At 63.9% G+C, this 20,742-nt stretch carries 15 protein-coding genes; 9 read left to right on the forward strand and 6 right to left on the reverse strand.

All coding sequences use genetic code 11. From position 1 onward, the window contains the following. Positions 1-50: 50 nt before the first annotated feature. From QQZ18_RS10870 to QQZ18_RS10880, 3 genes are all read right to left on the reverse strand, one after another. Positions 51-1,553 (reverse strand): sugar ABC transporter ATP-binding protein, encoded by a 1,503-nt coding sequence (locus QQZ18_RS10870; RefSeq protein ID WP_284540900.1) that lies wholly within the window; start codon positions 1,551-1,553, stop codon positions 51-53. 54 nt (positions 1,554-1,607) lie between these two features. After that, the gene (gene xylB, locus QQZ18_RS10875; protein WP_284540901.1) at positions 1,608-3,098 is read right to left on the reverse strand and encodes a xylulokinase; all 1,491 of its coding nucleotides are present in this window, start codon (positions 3,096-3,098) and stop codon (positions 1,608-1,610) included. Between the two features lie 377 nt (positions 3,099-3,475). Further along, a complete protein-coding gene (locus QQZ18_RS10880) occupies positions 3,476-4,513 on the reverse strand; it encodes an NAD(P)-dependent alcohol dehydrogenase (protein WP_284541029.1) in 1,038 nt (345 codons plus the stop codon). A gap of 526 nt (positions 4,514-5,039) precedes the next feature. Between QQZ18_RS10880 and glgX the strand changes: the two genes are divergently transcribed. Next, entirely contained in the window at positions 5,040-7,160 is a 2,121-nt protein-coding gene (gene glgX, locus QQZ18_RS10885; RefSeq protein WP_284540902.1) for a glycogen debranching protein GlgX, read from the forward strand. Positions 7,161-7,240: 80 nt separating this feature from the next. Continuing rightward, on the forward strand, positions 7,241-9,025 hold the full coding sequence (gene treZ, locus QQZ18_RS10890) for a malto-oligosyltrehalose trehalohydrolase (RefSeq protein WP_284540903.1): 1,785 nt from the start codon (positions 7,241-7,243) through the stop codon (positions 9,023-9,025). A gap of 148 nt (positions 9,026-9,173) precedes the next feature. Here the strand turns inward: treZ and QQZ18_RS10895 are convergent, their stop codons facing one another. Next, the gene (locus QQZ18_RS10895; RefSeq protein WP_446728627.1) at positions 9,174-9,476 is read right to left on the reverse strand and encodes a general stress protein; all 303 of its coding nucleotides are present in this window, start codon (positions 9,474-9,476) and stop codon (positions 9,174-9,176) included. A gap of 412 nt (positions 9,477-9,888) precedes the next feature. Here QQZ18_RS10895 and QQZ18_RS10905 point away from each other — a divergent pair, with 412 nt between their 5' ends. Beyond that, positions 9,889-10,236, forward strand: a complete 348-nt coding sequence (locus QQZ18_RS10905; RefSeq protein WP_284540904.1) for a hypothetical protein — start codon at positions 9,889-9,891, stop codon at positions 10,234-10,236. 292 nt (positions 10,237-10,528) lie between these two features. On the opposite strand, the gene QQZ18_RS10910 is transcribed toward QQZ18_RS10905, so the two are convergent. Further along, positions 10,529-11,434, reverse strand: coding sequence for a DUF72 domain-containing protein (locus tag QQZ18_RS10910; RefSeq protein ID WP_284540905.1), 906 nt, complete (start codon positions 11,432-11,434; stop codon positions 10,529-10,531). Positions 11,435-11,625: 191 nt separating this feature from the next. Here QQZ18_RS10910 and QQZ18_RS10915 point away from each other — a divergent pair, with 191 nt between their 5' ends. The 5 genes from QQZ18_RS10915 (at position 11,626) to QQZ18_RS10935 (ending at position 18,239) form a co-directional block, all read left to right on the forward strand. Next, a complete protein-coding gene (locus tag QQZ18_RS10915) occupies positions 11,626-12,018 on the forward strand; it encodes a hypothetical protein (protein WP_284540906.1) in 393 nt (130 codons plus the stop codon). 213 nt (positions 12,019-12,231) lie between these two features. Further along, on the forward strand, positions 12,232-13,485 hold the full coding sequence (locus QQZ18_RS10920) for a TolC family protein (protein WP_284540907.1): 1,254 nt from the start codon (positions 12,232-12,234) through the stop codon (positions 13,483-13,485). Beyond that, positions 13,485-14,765, forward strand: coding sequence for an efflux RND transporter periplasmic adaptor subunit (locus QQZ18_RS10925; protein ID WP_284540908.1), 1,281 nt, complete (start codon positions 13,485-13,487; stop codon positions 14,763-14,765). The genes QQZ18_RS10920 and QQZ18_RS10925 overlap by 1 nt, the downstream gene beginning before the upstream one ends. Positions 14,766-14,770: 5 nt before the next feature. Continuing rightward, positions 14,771-17,944 (forward strand): efflux RND transporter permease subunit, encoded by a 3,174-nt coding sequence (locus QQZ18_RS10930; protein WP_284540909.1) that lies wholly within the window; start codon positions 14,771-14,773, stop codon positions 17,942-17,944. Between the two features lie 4 nt (positions 17,945-17,948). After that, positions 17,949-18,239 carry a copper-binding protein gene (locus QQZ18_RS10935; protein WP_284540910.1) on the forward strand — a complete coding sequence of 97 codons (291 nt, stop codon included), beginning with the start codon at positions 17,949-17,951 and terminating at the stop codon, positions 18,237-18,239. Positions 18,240-18,314: 75 nt separating this feature from the next. Here QQZ18_RS10935 and QQZ18_RS10940 read toward each other — a convergent pair whose 3' ends face one another. After that, positions 18,315-19,280: a glutathione S-transferase family protein gene (locus tag QQZ18_RS10940; protein WP_284540911.1), complete on the reverse strand. Its 966-nt coding sequence runs from the start codon at positions 19,278-19,280 to the stop codon at positions 18,315-18,317. Positions 19,281-19,583: 303 nt separating this feature from the next. Here QQZ18_RS10940 and QQZ18_RS10945 point away from each other — a divergent pair, with 303 nt between their 5' ends. After that, positions 19,584-20,738: an ABC transporter ATP-binding protein gene (locus QQZ18_RS10945; RefSeq protein ID WP_284540912.1), complete on the forward strand. Its 1,155-nt coding sequence runs from the start codon at positions 19,584-19,586 to the stop codon at positions 20,736-20,738. Positions 20,739-20,742 lie beyond the last annotated feature (4 nt).

Raw genomic sequence — 20,742 nt, forward strand, 5'->3', positions numbered from 1 at the left:
CAAACCCCGGCTTGCCGAAAACGCGCTAACTGTTTGTTTCACCGCAGCGGTCAGACCGCTTTCCTGGTCATGTTCATCGCGTAACGCATGATTGCTTCCTGGGAGAACTCGGCTCTCTCAAGTTCGCCCGTTATCCGCCCCTCGGCCATCACGTACATGCGGTCACACATGCCGATCAGTTCCGGGAGTTCGGAGGAAACCATGATGATCGATTTTCCCTCTTTGACGAGGTTGGTCATCAGCTTGTAGATTTCGAACTTCGCACCGACGTCGATGCCGCGCGTAGGTTCATCAAGGATGAGAATATCCGGGTCCTGCAGCATCCACTTTGACAGCACGACCTTTTGCTGGTTTCCACCGCTCAAGGTACTGACCTGTACGTCGATGGACGCCATCTTCACGTTGATCTTCTTGCAGATCTCCTCGACCCGGTTTCTCTCCTTGCTCGCGTTCAAGCGGCCCTTCTGGAAGAATTGGTCCATCGAGGCGAGCGTCACGTTCTCCTTGACGTCGCGGATCGGCACGATGCCGTAGCGGCGCCGGTCCTCCGACAGCATCACGACGCCATTGCGGATGCTGTCCTGGACGTTGCGAACCTTGACGGGTGCGCCGTGAACCTTGACGGTTCCGCCGAACCGCTCGTCGAGCCCGAACAGCGCCCGCATCACTTCCGTGCGGCCAGCACCGACGAGACCGGCAAAGCCGAGGATTTCGCCTTTCTTGACGTTGAAGGAGACGTTGCTGAATCCGGCCGGACCGCTGAAGTCCTCCACGTCGAGCACGACTTCGCCGATCGGAACCTCTTCCTTCGGATAGCCCTGGCCGAGCGCGCGGCCGACCATCAGGGCGATCACCGAGTCGATGTCGAACTGATCCTTCGGCCGGGTTTCGATGACCTTGCCGTCGCGCAGGATCGAGATCTCGTCGGCGATGCGGAAGATCTCGTCCATCTTGTGCGAGATGTAGACGATGCCCTTTCCGCGGGCGCGAAGGTCGGCGATCTTCTCGAAGAGAATTTCGATTTCCTTGTTCGTGATGGACGAGGTAGGCTCGTCCATGATGATGATATCGGCGTCCCGCGAAATTGCCTTCAGGATTTCCAGCATCTGGAGATTGGAGATCGACAGGTCCTTAAGCTTGGTCTCCGGATCGTAGGAAAGGTTTTCCTGCTTGAGCAGTTGCAGCGTCTTCTGCCGAATGGTCTTCCAGTCGATCCGACCGAACCGCTTCTTGGGCCAACGCCCCGCGAACAGGCTCTCCTCGATCGTCATCTCAGGCGTGTAGTTCAGTTCCTGAAAGATCATCGACACTCCGAGCTCACCCGCCTTGATTGGCGAGGTGATCTCGACCTTCTCGCCCTTGATCAGCGTCTCGCCGCCATCGGGCTGGTAAATGCCGTTGATGATCTTCATCAGGGTCGACTTGCCGGCGCCGTTTTCGCCGCACAGCACGTGAACCGAACCTTCCTTCACAGAAAAGCAGACGTCCTCGAGCGCTTTCACGCCTGGAAAGGACTTGCTTATGTTTCTGACCTCGAGAAGAGTTTTCTGCATCGGATAGGTCCTTGATCGACCGGATAGCGAAATGTGAGTTCGGCTTGGCGTTCGTCAGTTGACGCCGTGCACGTCGGCGAGCCGGCCCCGATAGAGCCCGAAGGCCTCGTCGTAGGCGGACTTGCGGCTCGCAACCGGCGTCGTCGTCTTGTCGGCATCGAGGCTGACGCAGCGATCGGCGATGGCGGCGATATCCTCACCGGCTCCGGTGGACCGACCGTAGGCCCAGATCGCCTGGATCGCCGCGCCAAGGCACCCCGCCTCGTCGCCAGTGGGAACGACGATCTCGGCGCCCGTCATGTCGGCGACCATCTGGCGCCAGGGCTTGCTGCGTGCGCCGCCGCCGATCATGAACACCCGCTCGGCGGCCTTGTCGCCGCGAATGCGATGAAGGCCGGCGAGCACGCCGAAAGTGACGCCTTCGACCATGGCCCGCATCAAGTTTTCCGGCGTCATGTTGACGGCGGACAGGCCGAGGATGGTCCCGCGAGCAGTCGGCAGGTCGGGCGTGCGCTCGCCGTTGAGGAACGGCAGCATGGTGATGCCGCCGGCACCCGGCGCCGCCGCCTCCAGCGCTTCGGAAACGAAGCCGATGTCGCGCCCGAGCAGGTGGGCGCCGCCGGAGGTGACGTTGGTAGCGTTCATGGTGCAGACGAGCGGCAGCCAGCCACCACTCGACGAGCAGAAGGGAGCGACGGCGCCGCTCGGATCGAGAACCGGTGTATCGGAATAGGAGAAAACCGTCGCCGAGGTGCCGAGGCTGATGGTGACCACCCCCTCGCGTACGTTGCCGGTGCCGATGGCGCCCATCATGTTGTCGCCACCGCCGGCGGCCACCAGGCAGTTGGTGGTAAGGCCAAGCGCTTGGGCAGCGGCCGGCGTCAGCTTGCCGACGATGGCGTCCGGCGCAACGAGCTCCGGCAGGGCGGCGGCGAGATGGCCGCTGTCGCGATCGATCAGGGACAGCACGTCCGGCACCCAGGCCCGCTTGCGCACGTCGAAGAAGCCGGTGCCCGATGCGTCGCCGTATTCGGCCACGAAGCGCCCGGTGAGCCAGTGGTTGAGGTAGTCGTGCGGCAGCAGGATGTGGGCGATGCGGGCGAAGTTGTCCGGCTCGCGGTCGGCGAGGAAGGCCAGCTTGGAGATGGTGTAGCCGGTGAGAGGGATGATGCCGACCTTGTCGAACCAGGCGGACGCTCCACCGAGGGCGGCGACAATCCGCTCGTTGTTGGGCGCCGTCTCGGTATCGCACCAGAGCTTGGCGGGACGGATCACCGCCCCCTTGTCGTCGAGCACGGCGAGGCCATGCTGCTGGCCGGAAATGCCGAGGCAACGGATCGCGTCGGCCGGCAGGGCTGCTTCCTTCAGCGCCATGCGCACGGCGGCAACCATCGCGTCGACCCAGATCGAAGGATGCTGCTCGCGGGCGCCGCTGTCGCGCTCGATCAGGCTATGGGCAGCATGACCGCGACCGCATACCCGTCCACTGTCGTCGATGACGAGCGCCTTGGTTCCCTGCGTACCGCAGTCTACTCCGATGAACATGACATCCCCTCCCTCGCCATCCGGCGTCGATCGGGCGGATAAGCGAAACCGGCGGGCTTCCTCTGCCCGGCATGCCGATCGCTCTTCTCCACCCCCCGCAGCCGGTTCCTCACAACCTGCCGACGGGCCACATATTCTGGACGACAGGACTCGCCCGATCGTCCGATAGAGCCCGAGCGAACGACCTTCCCTTCGCCCACCGGGTGCGCCTTACGGCGCGATAATTTCGAACGATTAAGGTTCCGCCCGCATCGAACGGGCGAGACCATCTCGATGATCGGGGAGCAGACCGCGTCGGGAGTGCCTGCATCCGGAACTTGCATTCATCATGCATACCTTTGTCAGGCAGTCCCGCGAGGCACCCCGCGCCGTCTTGCTCAGAACGTGATCTGGACCTTGACGTCCGACGGGTTCTGCTGGGCAGCCCGTTCGAAGGCCTCGATCGACTTGTCGAACGGATAGCTCGCCGAGATCAGCGGCTTGACGTCGATCTTGCCCGAACCAAGCAGCGCCAGCGTGCGGTCCCAGACGTTGGCGTAGCGGAAGATGCCGGTCAGGCTGATTTCCTTGACCTCAAGCGCCACCACGTCGAGCGGAACACGATCCTGCGGCATGCCGACCAGAACCACCCGGCCACCCTGCGTCACCACGTCCAGCATGTCGTCGAAGGCCTTGGGAGCGCCGCTCGCCTCGAAGAACAGGTCGGCGCCCTTGCCGGCCGTCCGCCGGGCGACCACGTCGGCAAGCTTTTCGCGCGTCAGGTCGACGGCGATGACGCCGGGCACCTTGGCGATGATGTCGAGCTTGGCCTTGGCGACGTCGCTGACGATCACTTCCGAGCAGCCCGAAGCGAGCGCGGCGAAGGCCACCATCATGCCGATGGTACCGGCACCGGCCACCACGGCGATGTCGCCGGGACGGATGGCGCCCTTGGCGGCGGCGTAGACGCCGATCGCCAGCGGCTCGACCATGGCGCCCTCGGCGAACGACACGTTGTCGGGCAGCTTGTAGGTCAGCGCCGCCGGATGAACCACTTCCGGCGTCAGGCAGCCGTGGATCGGCGGCGTCGCCCAGAAGCGCACGGCCGGATCGAGGTTGTAATGGCCTTCCAGCGTCTGGCGCGAGCCGAAGTCGGGAATGCCGGGCTCCATGCAGACGCGGTCGCCGACCTTGAGGTGGGAGACCTTGGCGCCAACCGCCGTCACGACGCCCGAGGCTTCATGACCGAGCACCATCGGCTCGTTGACGATGAAGTCGCCGATACGGCCGTGCTTCAGATAGTGAACATCGCTGCCGCAGATGCCCACCGCCTTGATGGCGACCCGGACCTCGTCCGATGCAGGCTCAAGAGACCCAGGAAGCTCGATGTCGCGGAGACGAATCTCGCCAACGCCCTCGAGAACGACGGCTTTCACCTTCATAGCATTTCCTCCCGAGCCGCTGACCTACATTCTCGGACGGGCTTGCGCGGCTCATCATGGAAGGGAGTATGGGCGCCGGAACCTAATCCCGCTAAGCCAATTCAACAAATCTGTGTGCATTATTTTACATTTTGAAACCTGGACGAGTTCCAAAGCCACAAGCGGGCCGGGAATTCCCCCGGTCCGCTCCGATGAATTGCACCCACTCGTCAAAAAGCTCGATCCGTTGGGCCACGTCCACGCACATCCCGAGTTCGACCATGCAGCGGAACCAATCCCGCCCCGGTCAGTTTCACGAACCACCGAATACGTCTCCCAAATCACCCTTCCGAGCCCTGCTTGAATGGCGTTTCACTGGAAAATCGACCGTGTGATCCGTGGAGACCGCGATGGACTATCGCGGCGCCGCACCGCCGTCACGGGCTTCAAGCTATCGTCGGACGACTGGCGTTCCGGCACCCATAGCGATCTCTCACACAACAAGACAACGGCAGCTCCCTCGCGCCCGGAGAAAACATGAATGCGTAAAGTGATGCCTGGTTCGGCTTTTCCCTTGGGCGTGACGGTCGATGACAAAGGTGCCAACTTCGCTCTGTTCTCCGACAACGCAAGCGGCGTCACGCTTTGCCTGTTCGATCGCTTCGGCATCACCGAAACCGAGCGCATCGACCTGCGCGAGTGCACCAATGGCGTCTGGCACTGTTACTTGCCCGGCGTTGGTCGCGGACAAGTCTACGGCTGGCGCGTCCATGGGCCGTGGGCGCCCGAAGCCGGGTACCGCTTCAACCCCAACAAGCTGCTGCTCGACCCCTACGCCCGCCAACTCGTCGGCGACATTCGCTGGAACGACACTCTCTACGGCTATCAGATCGGCGCTGGTGACGATGCCGACCTGCTGATGGACGAGCGCGACAGTGCCGCCTACATGCCGAAGGCACGCGTGATCGCGGGCACACCGATGGCCACCACCCAGCATCCCCGCGTATCCTGGGCGAAGACGGTCATCTACGAAGGCCACGCGCGCGGTCTCACCATGCTTCATCCGTTGGTGCCGAAGACCATCCGCGGAACGTTCACCGCACTGGGCCAGCCGGAGTTCGTCGATTACCTCGTCGGCCTCGGCATCACCTCGCTGGAACTGCTGCCGATCCACGCCTTCCTGCAGGACCGGCACCTCGTCGACAACGGGCTCTCCAACTACTGGGGCTACAATACCCTTGGCTTTTTCGCCCCCGAACAGCGCTACCTCGGCGACAACGGTCTGGAGTCCATAGGAGAGGCCGTCGACCTGCTGCATCAGGCCGGCATCGAGATCATCCTCGACGTCGTCTACAACCACACCTGCGAGGGCAACCACCTGGGACCGATGCTGTCCTTCAAGGGGATCGACAACGCGTCCTATTACCGCCTCCTGCCAGACAACGGACGCTACTACGACAACCTCACCGGCTGCGGAAACGCGCTCAACACCGATCATCCGCGCGTGTTGCAGATGGTGCTCGACAGCCTGCGCATGTGGGCGTCGGTCTATGGCATCGACGGCTTCCGCTTCGATCTCGCCACGACGCTCGGCCGGCGCCCTAGCGGCTTCGACCCCGGTCACGCCTTTTTCAATGCCATTCTCCAGGACCCGCTGCTGGGTGGGCTGAAACTGATCGCCGAACCCTGGGACATCGGACCGGGCGGCTATCAGCTCGGGTCATTTCCGCCGGGCTTTTCCGAATGGAATGGCGACTACCGCGACAAGGTGCGCGGCTTCTGGAGCGGCGAAGAGGGGCTGCTGCCGAGCTTTGCCACCCGAGTGGCGGCCTCGCAGGACATTTTCGCCGAAGGACGACGCCGCCCATGGTCGAGCGTCAACTTCATCACGGCGCATGACGGCTTCACCCTGCATGATCTCGTCACCTACAACCACAAGCACAACGAGGCCAACGGAGAGGATAACCGGGACGGCCACGACGACAACAAGAGCTGGAACTGCGGCGCCGAGGGCGAGACCGATGACGAGGCGATCAACGCCCTGCGCCGCCGGCAGAAACGCAACCTGCTCGCCACTCTGTTCCTCAGCCAGGGCGTCCCGATGGTGCTCGCCGGCGACGAGTGCTCCAACACGCAGGGTGGAAACAACAACGCCTACTGCCAGGACAATGAAATCGGCTGGGTCAACTGGTCGAACGACGATCCGGAACTGCCGAAGTTCGTGGCGCGGCTCGCCGATCTTCGCAGGAACCACTCCGCCCTGTCGCGGCCGGAGTTTCTGACCGGTGCCCGCAACGAGATGGGACAGCCCGACGTCGTCTGGTTCAACAACCACGGCGAACGGATGACCGAGGAGGATTGGGAAAATCCGCATTCCAAATGCCTGACGCTGCGCCTTGCCCCGGTCCTGGAGAGCGAAGCCCCCCTGCTGATCATGCTGAATGCCTCGCACGTCGCGGTCAGCTTCAAGATTCCTACGGGGCAGCCGGGAGATTGGGGCGTGATCCTTGCCACGGACACCGAACTCGAGGATGTTCGGCTCGGCAGTGAGACCACCTTCACCATGCCGGCACGCACCCTCGTGCTGGCGGAATGGCGGGAACAAAGTCAGGCCGAGTCCGTTCCTGATGCCGCTTCCCCAACAGACGGGCCGGATGCCTGAGACAAGGCATCCTCTTCGCTCGCCGTAGCCGTGCCGGTCCACGACACAGCTCGTTTCGCCAGTTTCCGAGGAGACTTGTCTTGCAGCTTCGCACCATTCGCCGCGAACAGGAAATGAAGTTCGGCACCCAGATGACGCCGGACGGCGTTCGATTTCGTCTATGGGCACCGCTCGTTCCGTCGGTCGAGCTGGAAGTCGACGGCTGGTCGCTGCCGATGCAGCAGGATGTGCGCGGATGGTACGAAGTGGAAGTACCCGGCGTGAACCACGGCAGCCGATACATGTTCTGCCTGCCGGACGGCAAGAAGGTGCCGGACCCCGCCTCCCGATATCAGCCGGAGGACGTCGACGGTCCGAGCGAGGTCATTGACCCGCTGGCGTTCGAATGGACCGACCTCGGATGGCGCGGCCGCCCCTGGGAGGAGTGCGTCTTCTATGAAGTGCATATTGGCACGTTCACGCCGGAAGGCACCTTCCGGGCAGCGGCGGACAAGCTTGAGGAGCTCGTAGAGCTCGGTATCACCGCCTTGCAGATCATGCCGCTCGCCGATTTCGCGGGGCGCTGGAACTGGGGATACGACGGCGTCTACATGTTTGCCCCCGACGCGTCCTACGGCCGCCCGGAAGACCTAAAAGCCCTGATCAATCGCGCCCATGAGCTCGGCATGATGGTCATGCTGGACGTCGTCTACAATCACTTCGGGCCGAAGGGGAACTACATCCCGCTCTACGCGCCCATCCTCAACGACAAGGAAACGCCGTGGGGACCGGGGCTCAACATCGATGGCGAAAACGCCACTGTGGTGAGGGACCTCGTTCTCGCCAACGCCAGATTCTGGATCAACGAGTATCGCTTCGACGGCCTGCGCTTCGATGCGCTGCATGCCATCGAAGACAGCGGCCCCAAACACCTGATCCAGGACCTGGCCGAACAGACCCGCGCGGCAAGCGACGGCCGCCACATCCATCTCATCGCCGAGAACTCCCACAACCAGGCGAGCTGGCTACGGCGCCGCGACGACGGAACGCCGTGGCTCTATACGGCGCAGTGGAACGACGACCTGCACCACTCGCTACATGCATTGATGACCGGGGAAGGCCAAGCCTACTACCAGCCCTATGCCGAGCGCATCGACCTCGTGGCAAGGGCGTTTGCCGAGGGCTTCGCGTGGCAGGGCGAGTATCTGGCGCGAGAAAACCGGGTCCACGGCGAGCCGAGCGCATTTCTGCCGCCGACGGCGTTCGTATCTTTCATCCAGAACCACGACCATACCGGCAACCGGCCGGCGGGCGAGCGCATCAGCCATCTGGTGCCGCGCGAGGCGGCCCGGATGCTGGCAGCGCTTTATCTGCTGTCGCCGCAGATCCCCATGCTGTTCATGGGGGAGGAATGGGGTGCCACGACACCCTTCTGTTTCTTCTCCGATATCAAGGAACTGGGCAATGCCATCCGCAGAAGCCGAGCGGAGGAGCTCAAGGACTTTCCCTTGGCCGCGACACACAGGCATATCGACCCGATGAGCGAGAGCGCGTTTCTCGGATGCAAGCTCGATTGGAGCGAGCGGACATCGCCGGAGGCCGCCGAGATGCTCACGCTCTACAAGGACCTGCTCCAGGCGAGGGCAACGGCCCTCACGCCTCGCCTCGTCGGGATCGAAGGCAACAGCGGCTCGGCGGAGATATTGGGGCAGCGAGCGTTTCAGGTTCGCTGGAAGCTTGCCGACGGCGCCCACCTCAACCTTGCCGCCAATCTCGGCGCGACGCCGCAGACAGGCGAATGGCGGGACATCGTTCCCCTATGGTGCGAAGGCACGTTCTCGGAGGATGCTCTCGGCCCTTACACGGTTCTATATTGGCTGACGTGAAGCGCCATCGCCGCAGAGCTTGTCCTATCCTACTGCCCGTCCGGTCAAGCAACGCTAAAAGCGAGACGGGGGCGGAGACCCGCGAGTGGCCAAAAGCAATCACGGCCCCCTTTTCAGGAGGCCGTGAAATACCCGAGATGATGGCAGATTAGTGCTGACCGCCCTTGCGACCGGCTTCGGCCGCACGCTCGGGGTCGTTCTTGAAGTTGCCACCGGACTCCTGACCGCCCTTGCGACCGGCTTCAGCCGCGCGCCCGGGGTCGTTCTTGAAGTTGCCGCCGGATTCCTGACCGCCCTTGCGGCCGGCTTCGGAGGCGCGTTCCGGATCGTTCTTGAAGTTTCCGCCGGACTCGCGCCCACCCTGAGCGGCGATCTCCCGCTGCTTGTCTTCGTCCATCGATGCAAATCCACGACGGGAGGTGTCGCCAGTGTTGCTCTGTCGATTAGGCATCGCTTTTCTCCTTGATGGGATCGTGCCGTCCTTCTGCTAGCCACCCACAACCCCGAATGCAGCCAATTGTTCCGCATTCTGCGCGCTCTAAATCGTCACCTTACGCAAACATAACCAAGCGAACCGCGCTATAAATATATGTAATTTAGCGCGATACAATTGTTGTCGATTTTTGAACATACTTATACTAAAAACAAATACTAGTTACGCTTCGATTTATATAATTCTAAACTCCACACTCTACTCACACGTATATGGCATCGGAGAGCGGGAGCCGGCACCGTTGCTTGCGACTGTCATTGCCGCCTTGATGGAACCACGAGGATGTCGGAACCGTTTCGTCATAGTGGATTGCGCACTGAAATAAGCGCGTCCCCGTGGAACCGTCGCCAGTCAGCCGAAGGAGGCCGTGATGACGATCAAGGTGAAAGAAGTGACGCCGCTCGAGGATGGCCAATACCGCGTCGAGTTCAGCATGGTCGACAACACCGTCGTCACCATAGCGCTGCCGCCTGCGGAGAAGGGCCTGACGGAGCAAGACCCGACCGACCGTGCCAAGGAGGCGATGAAGGCCGTCTGCGAGGCCGTATCCTCGGGACAGCGGGACGAGATTCCGACCACGAACGACGCCCGAGAAGCCCAGGATCGCGACATACTGGAGGAGCAGTTGGAGGAAGGGCTGGAGGACAGTTTCCCGGCCAGCGACCCGGTTTCCATCAGCGTGCCGTCCACCTTGCCCAAAACCGCAGGGAAGAGCTAGGCGTCGAAGCTATGAAGGTCGTTTGCTTGCCGATCGCCGCCGCGCTTCGTCCAGGACGCATGTCGTCGGACGAGCATAAAGCCCGTGCCGGTTGCCGAAGAACATCGGCCCCGCGCTCGTCGGCAACGAAGCATTCCGCCAGTGCCGAACCCATCGTGGCGACGATGACGGTGGGGCGCACCAACTCGATCTCGCGGCAAAGCCACCAGCGTTGATATACGATCTCGGAGGTCCGGGCTTGCGGTGAAAACGCCGTTTGCCACACTCGATGTCGCGACCTCGGCGATTCCCGTCAGATCAACAGGCGATCATCGGCAGGCCGCCACTCGACGCCGAGTTCTTCCATCATCGCGAGAGCATCGTCGGGAGCGCGCAGCCCATCGGTGTTGTCGAAGAACAGGAAGACCTCGCGCGGCCTGTCCGGTGCTTTGACATTCCCTGCGAACTCGCCGTCGTCCATCGCCTCGCCCCTGGCCCAGGCGGCAACGCGGCGAGCCCAACGTCGGCGCTCGGCGGCGTCATATCCGGACCGGTATAGGTCGCGCGATCCGTGCAGCCGGCAGTAGACGAAGTCGGAGGTCACATCCATCAGGCGGGGCCATTCGACAGTATCGGCGCACACCAAGGCGACGTCCTGCTCGCGCAGGAGTTCGATGAAAGCCGGATTGCGAAAGCTGTCGTGCCGTATCTCCAACGCGTACCGGATGGCTTGCATGACTGGCCGCGTTTCGTCCGAATTGCGTATGTGATCGTCATGGCGAAGGGCCAAGTCGGCAGCGGCGTCGGTATCTCTGGGCAACAGGGTCAGAAAGGCACGCATCCGCTCGATGTCCAAGGCAAAGCTTGGCGGAAGCTGCCAGAGTATGGGACCAAGCTTCGAACCGAGCCGCAACGGCCCCGACGCAAAGAAGTTGGCGAGCGGCGCCTCGACGTCCTTCAAGCGCTTCACGTGAGTTATGAAGCGCGGTCCCTTGACGGCAAAGATGAAGTTGTCCGGCGTTTCCGATGCCCATCGGTCGAAAACGCGCGGCTTCTGCAAACCATAGAATGTCCCGTTGATTTCCAGCGCCGAGAAGCGGGACGCGGCATAGGCGAGTTCTCGGCTTTGCCGCAGCCCTTTCGGATAGAAGCGACCGCGCCAGGGCGAATAGGTCCATCCGGATATGCCGATGCGAATGGTGCCGTCCTTGGAAAACATGCCGCCTCCGAGAGTGTACCGGACGAAACGCCCGGTTCGAGCGACGGGTTCCTCGCGGAGGATTTTGAGAGAGCAATGACAGACCAACCTTGCGCGGCGGTACCGGAAGCCGTCGCGCTATGGGATTCCACGTTGTTGACCTTAAGCTGACCGAGAAGATAAGGATTTGATGTTTCAGAGCGAGGGGCGGCATGGCCTTCGGAAAAACAGCGCGATTGGTGATCGCCGGCCTCTATGTGCTGGCGATGCTGTTCGTTGCCGTCATGCCTGTTCCCACCATGGGGCCTTCGACCTCCTTTTCCACCGTCGCTTCGGACGCCAGCTGCGGCCCGGATATGGGCTCCATGACGCACGCTGCGCACGGCGTCAAAAACACCGACGGCGCTTGCGATCTATCGGACCATCAAGGTAGTGCGCCCTGCATGATTGGCAGCATCTGCGCCGATCTGCCGACCGGCGTGTTCGCTGCCCTTCTGCCCGCTTCGGTCGTGTCGGAAGGACTGACGTTGGCGGTGGGCCCGACTGAGCTCTTGCTGGGGCGTGCCCCGGACCCAAGCCTTCGGCCACCAAGCTCTTCCGCCTGACAGTCATGGATCGCGCAGGCTTCCGCCCTTGCCACCCCGGTGGCCGGTAGCGGAGCGCTCTCTCCCATAGCTGTCGTTTTCCTTGCCGAACCGTAGCGTCGCGCCGTCGCGACGCCTGTTCAACGCCCTTCGGGACCGTCTTTGCTGGCGGATCGACAGGGCAGCAAGGCCGGCATCGTCATCGACCGATGCTGGCGGAAAGCTTCTAGTCCCATGTTTTTACCTGCTTTTCCCCGAACCATCGGGGCTTGGCTCGCCGTACCGATTGCGGGCCTTCTCGCCTTCGGCGCGCAGGCCGCCGAACCGAAATCCGAACTTGCCGATCTCCTGGCAACCGCCCGCAGGATGAATCCGGATGTCGCCGCTGCGACCCTTGATGCCGACGCGGCGCGAGAGCGCATCGGCTACGCCGGTGCCTGGGATGACCCCAAGATCAAGATCGAGCTGACAAGCCCACGCGACGATCTCGGCTCCCTTGCTCAGGAGACCTATCAGATCCGCCAGATGCTGCCCCTCTGGGGCCAGACGGCATTGAAGCGCGAGATCGCCGACTGGGAGGCGCGCAAGGCGACGGCTTCGGCGAGGGATGTCGAGACGCAGGTCGCCTATCGCGTGAAGGTCGCCTATGCCGAATATCATTCGGCGCATCTGGCACTCGATGAGACACGCAAGCTCGTCGCCACTTTCGATCGCCTGTCCGACATTGCCCGCGCCCGCTACGCCGAGAATGCGGCTTCGCTCGCCGATGTCACCGGCGCCCAAAGCGAGGCCGGGTCCCTTCGCGCCGATGTCGCTCGCCTCGCCGCAGAGAAGGAGACCGCCGCCGCCCGCCTCAACCGCCTGTTGGGGCGTGGCGCCGACGCGCCGCTCGCCGCTCGCCCATCGCCCCGCGCCATTCCTCCGCTGAAGACTATTCGGGCCGCGGATCTGGTCGCCCGGGCAAATGCCGGCTCGCCCCAGGCTCGCATGGGACTTGCCGACGTCGAGGCCGCCAAAAGCGAACAGCGTCTTGCCGAACGGAACTTCCTGCCCGGTGTCGAGCTCGGCCTTGGCGCCATGCGTCAGAACGACCGGTTCGACAGCGTCGAGGTAATGGTCGAGTTCTCCGTCCCTCTGCAATGGGACGCCAAGCGTGCCGAGCAACGAGAAGCAGCGGCCAAGGCAGCGGCCGCGCGCGTCAGGCTCGACGCCCTGCGGCTCGACAACGATGCCGATATCCACTCGGCCATTTCAGAGCTCGGCGCGCTCGGTACCCGACGGAAGACCATTGCCGGCACCACGTTGCCGCAGGCCCGCATCGCCCTCAGTTCCTCGACCAAGGCCTATGCGCTCGGCAAAGCCGACTTTCCGACCGTTCTTGCCGCCGAACAGGCACTGCGCCGAGCGCTCGTCGACAACATCGAAGCCACCTTCAAGGAACAGCTCGCGCTCGCCGAGATCGAACGCATCGTCGGGGAGGATTTCTGATGACGAGATCACATCTGTTGGCCGCCGTTGCCGTGGTGACGTCCCTTGTCGCCGTCGGCTCGCCGCTCGCCATCGAGGCCCTGGCGCAATCGGATCACGCCGGGCATGGCGCCGCTCCGGCAGCACCTGTCGCGGCAACGCCGGCAACCGAGCCGACACCGGCCGTCCCCGTGCCGGGTGCTCGCCGCGTGCTCTACTATCGCAACCCCATGGGTCTGCCGGACACCTCGCCGGTGCCGAAAAAGGACGCCATGGGCATGGCCTATGTGCCGGTTTATGCCGATGAGGATACTTCCGGCACCGTCGCCGTCAGCGCCGACAAGATCCAGACACTCGGCGTCCGAACCGAACCCGCAGCTCTCAGGGCGATGAGCCGCTCGGTCAGGGCGGTCGGCGCGGTCGCGGTCGACGAGCGCAACGAGTACCAAGTGGCCCCGCGCTTCGAAGCCTGGGTCGAGCGCCTCGTCGCCGACACCACCGGCGCCACGGTTCGTCGCGGCGACGTACTGATGGAGGTCTACAGCCCCGAACTCGTGCTGGCGCAGGAGGAATATCTGTCCGCCCGGGGCGACGCCGGGTTGGCTCAGGCGGCACTGGCACGGTTGAAGAACCTCGGCATTGCCGATGAGGAGATCGCCCGCCTCAAGGCGACGGGCAAGGCGATGCGGACCCTGCCCTACCGCGCAGAGGCGGACGGCGTCGTGCTGGAGAAGTTGGCCGTGCGCGGCATGCGCTTCATGCCGGGCGAGACGCTCTACCGCATCGCCGATCTGTCGCAGGTATGGATGCTCGCCGAGGTCTTCGAGCAGGACCTCGCCGCCGTCCACATTGGCGAGCAGGCCGAAGTCACCATCAACTCGATGCCCGACCGACGTTTCAAGGGGACTATCAACTTCGTCTATCCAACACTGGCCGCTGAAAGCCGCACCGCCAAGGTCCGCATCGAACTTACCAATCCGGGTGGCTTGCTGCGGCCCAACCTCTACGGCACCGTCCATCTCGCCACCGCAACTGACCTGCCCGCCCTTGCTGTGCCTGACTCGGCCGTGCTCGATAGCGGCACGCGCAAGGTAGTGCTGGTCGAAAGCGGCGACGGGCGCTTTGCGCCGCGCGAGGTCAAGACCGGCCCGCGTGCCGACGGCTACATCCGCATCGACGGTGGACTTGATGCCGGCGAGAAGGTGGTAACCCGCGCCAACTTCCTCATCGATTCCGAAAGCAACCTGCGCTCGGCGCTCGGCGCCTTTGCGCCGGCCGCTGCCGACGCCGGGGAGAAGTAATCGTCATGATCGTCAGTCTCATCCGTTGGTCGGCACGAAACGTCGTTTTCGTGCTGATCGGCACCGTGCTGCTCGTCGCGGCCGGCATCCATTCGGTGGCACGCATTCCGCTCGACGCACTGCCCGACCTCTCCGATACCCAGGTGATCCTCTACACCGATTACCCCGGCCAGGCGCCGCAGGTCGTCGAGGACCAGGTCACCTATCCGCTCACCACCGCCATGCTGTCTGTGCCGAAATCCAAGGTGGTGCGCGGCTTCTCCTCCTTCGGCACCTCCTTCGTCTACGTCATCTTCGAGGATGGCACGGACATCTACTGGGCGCGCTCGCGCGTGCTCGAATACCTGAGCTTTGCCGCCAAGCGCCTGCCCGAGGGCGTGACGCCAACGCTGGGACCGGACGCCACCGGCGTCGGCTGGGTCTACCAGTATGTCCTGAAAGCGAAGGACCGCACGCTTGCCGAACTTCGCACCTTGCAGGACTGGTTCCTCCGCTATCAGCTGACCAAGGCCGGCGGCGTGTCGGAGGTGGCCAGCGTCGGCGGCTTCGTCCAGCAGTATCAGGTGGTGGTCGACCCGCAGAAGCTGCAGGCCTACGGCATTCCGCTATCCAAACTCAGCCAGGCGATCCGCGCCAGCAACCAGGACGTCGGCGGCCGCGTCGTCGAGATGGCCGAAACCGAGTTCGTGGTGCGCGGCCACGGCTACATAAAGTCTCCGGCCGACATCGAGACCATCGTGCTGAAGGTCGACGGCGGCACGCCCGTCCTGGTTCGCGACGTCGCACGCGTCGAGATTGGCCCCGACGAGCGGCGCGGCCTCACCGAGCTCAACGGCGAGGGCGAGGTGGTGAGCGGCATCGTGCTGCAGCGCTCCGGCGAGAATGCCCTCAAGGTGATCGACAACGTCAAGGAGAAGATCGCCGAGCTCGCCTCGGGCCTGCCCGACGGCGTGTCGATCGAGGCCGTCTACGACCGCTCCGAACTGATCCTGAAGGCGGTCGAGAACCTCAAGGGCACGCTGATCGAGGAAAGCATCATCGTCGCCCTGGTCTGCATCGTCTTCCTGCTGCATGTGCGGTCGGCGCTGGTCGCCATCGTCACCTTGCCGATCGGCGTGATGATCGCGGTGATGATCATGAATGCCATGGGCATGACGTCCAACATCATGAGCCTCGGCGGCATCGCCATTGCCGTCGGTGCCATGGTCGACGCCTCCATCGTCATGATCGAGAACGCCCACAAGCGGCTGGAGCATGCGCCGCCCGGCGCATCGCGGGTTCAGACGCTGATCGACGCCGCCGTCGAGGTCGGGCCGGCGCTGTTCTTCAGCCTCCTGGTGATCACCGTTTCCTTCCTGCCGGTGTTCGCGCTGGAGGATCAGGAAGGACGGCTGTTCAAGCCGCTCGCCTTCACCAAGACCTTCTCGATGGCCGGCGCGGCCTTCCTGTCGGTGACGCTGGTGCCGGTGCTGATGCTGATCTTCGTTCGCGGCCGCATCCTGCCGGAACAGAAGAACCCGGTGAACCGGGCGCTGATCTGGCTTTATCGGCCGATCATCCGCCTCGTACTAAGGGCGAAGGTGCCGACCATCGCCCTGGCGCTCGTCATCCTCGGCGGTTCGGTGATCCCGGCGAGCCGGCTCGGCAGCGAGTTCATGCCGGCGCTCAACGAAGGCACTCTCCTTTACATGCCGACGACGCTGCCGGGTCTTTCTATCACCAAGGCGGCTGAGCTCATCCAGGTGCAGGACCGCATCATCAAGAGCTTCCCCGAGGTGGCGAGCGTCTACGGCAAGGCGGGCCGTGCCGCGACAGCCACCGATCCGGCGCCGACGGAGATGTTCGAGACGGTCATCAACCTCAAACCGCAGGAGGAATGGCGGCCGGGCCTCACCACCGACGACCTGATTGCGGAGATGGACAAGGCGCTGCAATTGCCGGGCGTTTCCAACGCCTGGACCATGCCGCTCAAGGCGCGCACCGACATGCTCTCCACCGGCATCCGCACGCCGATCGGCATCAAGGTGTTCGGCCGCGATCTCGGTGAAATGGAGCGGATCGCCAAGAAGATCGAGGCGGTGGTGAAGAAGGTGCCCGGCACCACCTCGGCCTATGCCGAGCGCATCGGTGGCGGCTACTACCTCGACATCGAGCCGAGGCGCGACGAGCTCGCCCGCTACGGACTCACCGTCGGCGACATGCAGGAGGTGATCCTGACCGCGCTCGGCGGCGAGATGGTGACCACCACCGTCGAGGGCCGCGAGCGCTTCTCGGTCAACGTGCGCTATCCGCGCGACCTCAGGTCCGATCCGGACGCCATCGCCCGCGACGTGCTGATCCATCCCGAGGGAGGCGGCGCCATTCCGCTCGGCCAGTTGGCCGACGTTCGCCTCGCGCGCGGCCCCGCGACCATCCGCACCGAGAACGCGTTGCTGTCGGCCTACATCTTCGTCGACATCCGTGATCGCGACATCGGCAGCTATGTCGCCGACGCCAAGACGGCCGTGGATGCCGAGGTGAAGATGCCGCCGGGCTATTACGTCACCTGGAGCGGCCAGTTCGAATACATGGAGCGGGCCAAGGAGAAGCTGAAGGTGGTGGTGCCGGTCACCATCGCCCTGATCTTCCTCCTCCTCTACATGAACTTCCGCCGCATCACCGAAACGCTGATCGTCATGGCCTCGCTGCCTTTCGCCCTGGTCGGCGGCGTCTGGTACATGGACCTGCTCGGCTTCAACCTGTCGGTGGCCGTCGCCGTCGGCTTTATCGCTCTCGCCGGCGTCGCTGCCGAAACGGGCGTGGTCATGCTGATCTACCTCGACCACGCGTTCGAGGCGATCAAGGCGAAGCGAGCGGCCGAGGGACAGCCGCTGACACGCGACGATCTCAATGCCGCTATCATGGAGGGCGCGGTCGAGCGCGTCCGTCCTAAGATGATGACCGTGGTGGCCATCATGGCCGGCCTCCTGCCGATCATGTGGAGCCACGGCACCGGCTCGGAGGTGATGCAGCGCATCGCCGTGCCGATGATCGGCGGCATGATTTCCTCCACCGTTCTAACGCTTCTCGTCATCCCGGCGATCTACGCGCTGGTGAAAGCTCGCGGTCTCACTCGGACCGCGTCATCGGCCGCTGCGGCGGTCGCCCTCCCCGCAACCACCGTCACCCTGAAGGACTGATCCTATGAAGAAACTCTTCGCCGCCGCGACCATCCTCGTTGCCGTCGCCTCCACCGCCCTTGCCGGCGATGCCGGTACCACCGGCAAGATCAACTCGATCGACATGGCAGGCCGCACCCTCAACCTCACACACGGTCCGATCGACGCGCTCGGCTGGCCCGGCATGACGATGGACTTCGCAGTGCTGCCTTCCATCGATCTCGGTGCGCTCAAAGCCGGCGAGACCATTGCCTTCACGGTCGCGCAAACGCCGGAAGGCATCTACGCCGTCGATAGCGTGACACCGGCAAAGTAAAGGAAAGCCCGCCCGTGCCGACAAACGGCATGGGCGGGCGTCTCGGTGGCGGTGGGGCACGTCGTGGCGACGGGCTTAACCGGAAAGCCCCAGATCGCTGAGGTCGGGGCCGAGCGGCACGATGCGCTGCGGATTGAGCGCCTTCATCGAGTAATAGCCGCGTTTGATGTGGTCGATGCTGACGGTGTCCCGGACGCCCGGGAAATCGAGGGCGCGTTTCAGGTAGCCGCTGAGGCCGGGATAGTCGGCAATGCGCCGCAGGTTGCACTTGAAAAGGCCGTGGTAGGCCGCATCGAAGCGGATCAGCGTCACGAACAGCCGAACGTCCGTTTCGGTAAACCGGTCGCCATGGAGGAAAGGCCGTCCGTCGGCGAGCCGGGCTTCCAGCTCATCGAGCATGTCGAACACGTCGGCGAAAGCCTCGTCATAGGCCACCTGTCTGGTGGCAAAGCCCGCTCGATAGACACCATTGTTGAGACGCGGATAGATGCGGTCGTTGAGCGCATCGATCTCCGCCGCGAGATCGGCCGGATAGAGATCGAGGTCCGACGTGGCGAGATCGCCGAAGCCGGAGTTGAGCATCCTCAGGATGTCGGCCGACTCGTTGTTGACGATGGTGCCAAGCTTCTTGTCCCACAGCACCGGTACGGTGGCGCGGCCGGTGAAGTGGGGATCGGCCTTGGTGTAGACCTGATGAAGGTAGGTGGCGCCGTTGACCGTGTCGGCGGTGGCGCCGGGATAGTCGCCGAAACGCCAGCCCTCGTCGGAAATGGCGGGCTCGACGATCGACAGCGAGATGACGTCCTCAAGCCCCTTCAACTTGCGGCCGATCAGCGTTCGCGAAGCCCAGGGGCAGATCAGCGCGACATAGAGGTGATAGCGGCCCGCCTCCGCGGCAAAGCCCGCTTCGCCGGTGGGGCCGGCTTTCCCGTCGGGCGTCACCCAGTTGCGAAAGCTGGAGGTCTGGCGGACGAAGCCGCCCTTTTCGTCGGTCTTTTCAACCGGCTTCCAATCGGCTGTCCATTTGCCGTCGACGAGCATGGAGGTCTCCTGTCTGGTTGGCGGCCGAGGGGCACGGGCGCGATGATCGATGCGATATGGTGACCGTAACCGCCCGTCGCAACCGAGGTTCCGCCGAGCGGCGTGCACAGGCTATCGCGGGAAACGTGCCGGCGCCACCCACTCCGAAAGCGCACAGGATCGCCCGCTCGCCGGGCGACGGACGCCGTCTGCCGCCGCGCCTCACGCTCCCTGTCATCGGCCTGTAACGATCGGCGTCTATCGCAATGTCCAAGACAGAACTGCTTGCGGGGACGTTTGCACAGCTGTGCAAGCGCATGGACAATGAGCGAAGACGCCTACCTCGGCCTTCAGGGCATCGACGCCGGCTACAGCCGAACGAAGGTGCTCGAAAGCATCGACCTCTCGATCGGCAAGGGCGAGTTCGTGGCGCTGCTCGGGGCCTCGGGCTGCGGTAAGACGACGCTTCTTCGCACCATCGCCGGCTTTGCCTTCCCCAGCGCCGGCCGTATCCACGTCGGAGGGCGCGATGTCACCCGCCTGCCGCCCGACAAGCGCGGCATGGCCATGGTGTTCCAGTCCTACGCTCTCTGGCCGCACATGACGGCGGCGCGCAACATCGGCTACGGCCTTCGCCTCAAGGGCTGGCGTCGCGAAGCGATCGCCGCCCGCGTCGCCGAGATGGAAGCATTGCTCGGTCTGGAAGGGCTCGGCGGGCGCAAGCCTTCGGAGCTGTCCGGCGGCCAGCGTCAGCGTGTCGCACTCGGCCGCGCCCTGGCCGTCGACCCGGACATCCTGCTTCTCGACGAGCCGCTGTCCAACCTCGACGCCCGTATCCGCCTGACCGTGCGCCACGAAATCCGCGCCCTGCAGCAGCGGCTCGGCATCACCACCATTCATGTCACCCACGATCGCGAGGAAGCCATGGTGATGGCCGACCGCATCGTCATCCTGGACAAGGGGCGCATAGCCCAACTCGGGACACCCCAGGACATCTACACGCGCCCGGCGTCGGCCTTCGTCGCCGCCTTCATGGGCGCCGAGAATGTCATCCATCTCGACGCCTCCTGCTCCGGGCATCGTGTCGACATCGCCGCCGGGCCGCTCAACAGGGCGGCCAGCCTTCTGCTCGATCGCCCCGCCCCGCCTAGCGGCAAGATCGAAGCGCGCTTCCGTTCCGAGCGGCTGCAACTCAGGCCCCTCGACGAGAAGCGTCCTGACGATGCCAACGCCGTCGACCTGATCGGGCGCATCGAAGCCGTCGTCTATCCCGGCGGCGAGTGGCGCCACACGGTTCGCATCGGCGAGGGCTCGGTGCTCGTCGACGGTCCCGAAGCCCTGCCCCCCGGCAGCGACGTGCTCGTTCGGGTCCCCACAAGTGGCCTCTTCCTGTTTGCCGCACCGGCCTGTGCGCCGGCCGGCACCCCGCCATCCGCTGCCGACGAGCGCTCGCCGGTTCGGGAAAGACTGATTGCCTGACATC

This window comes from Pleomorphomonas sp. T1.2MG-36, from assembly GCF_950100655.1.
GTDB lineage: Bacteria > Pseudomonadota > Alphaproteobacteria > Rhizobiales > Pleomorphomonadaceae > Pleomorphomonas.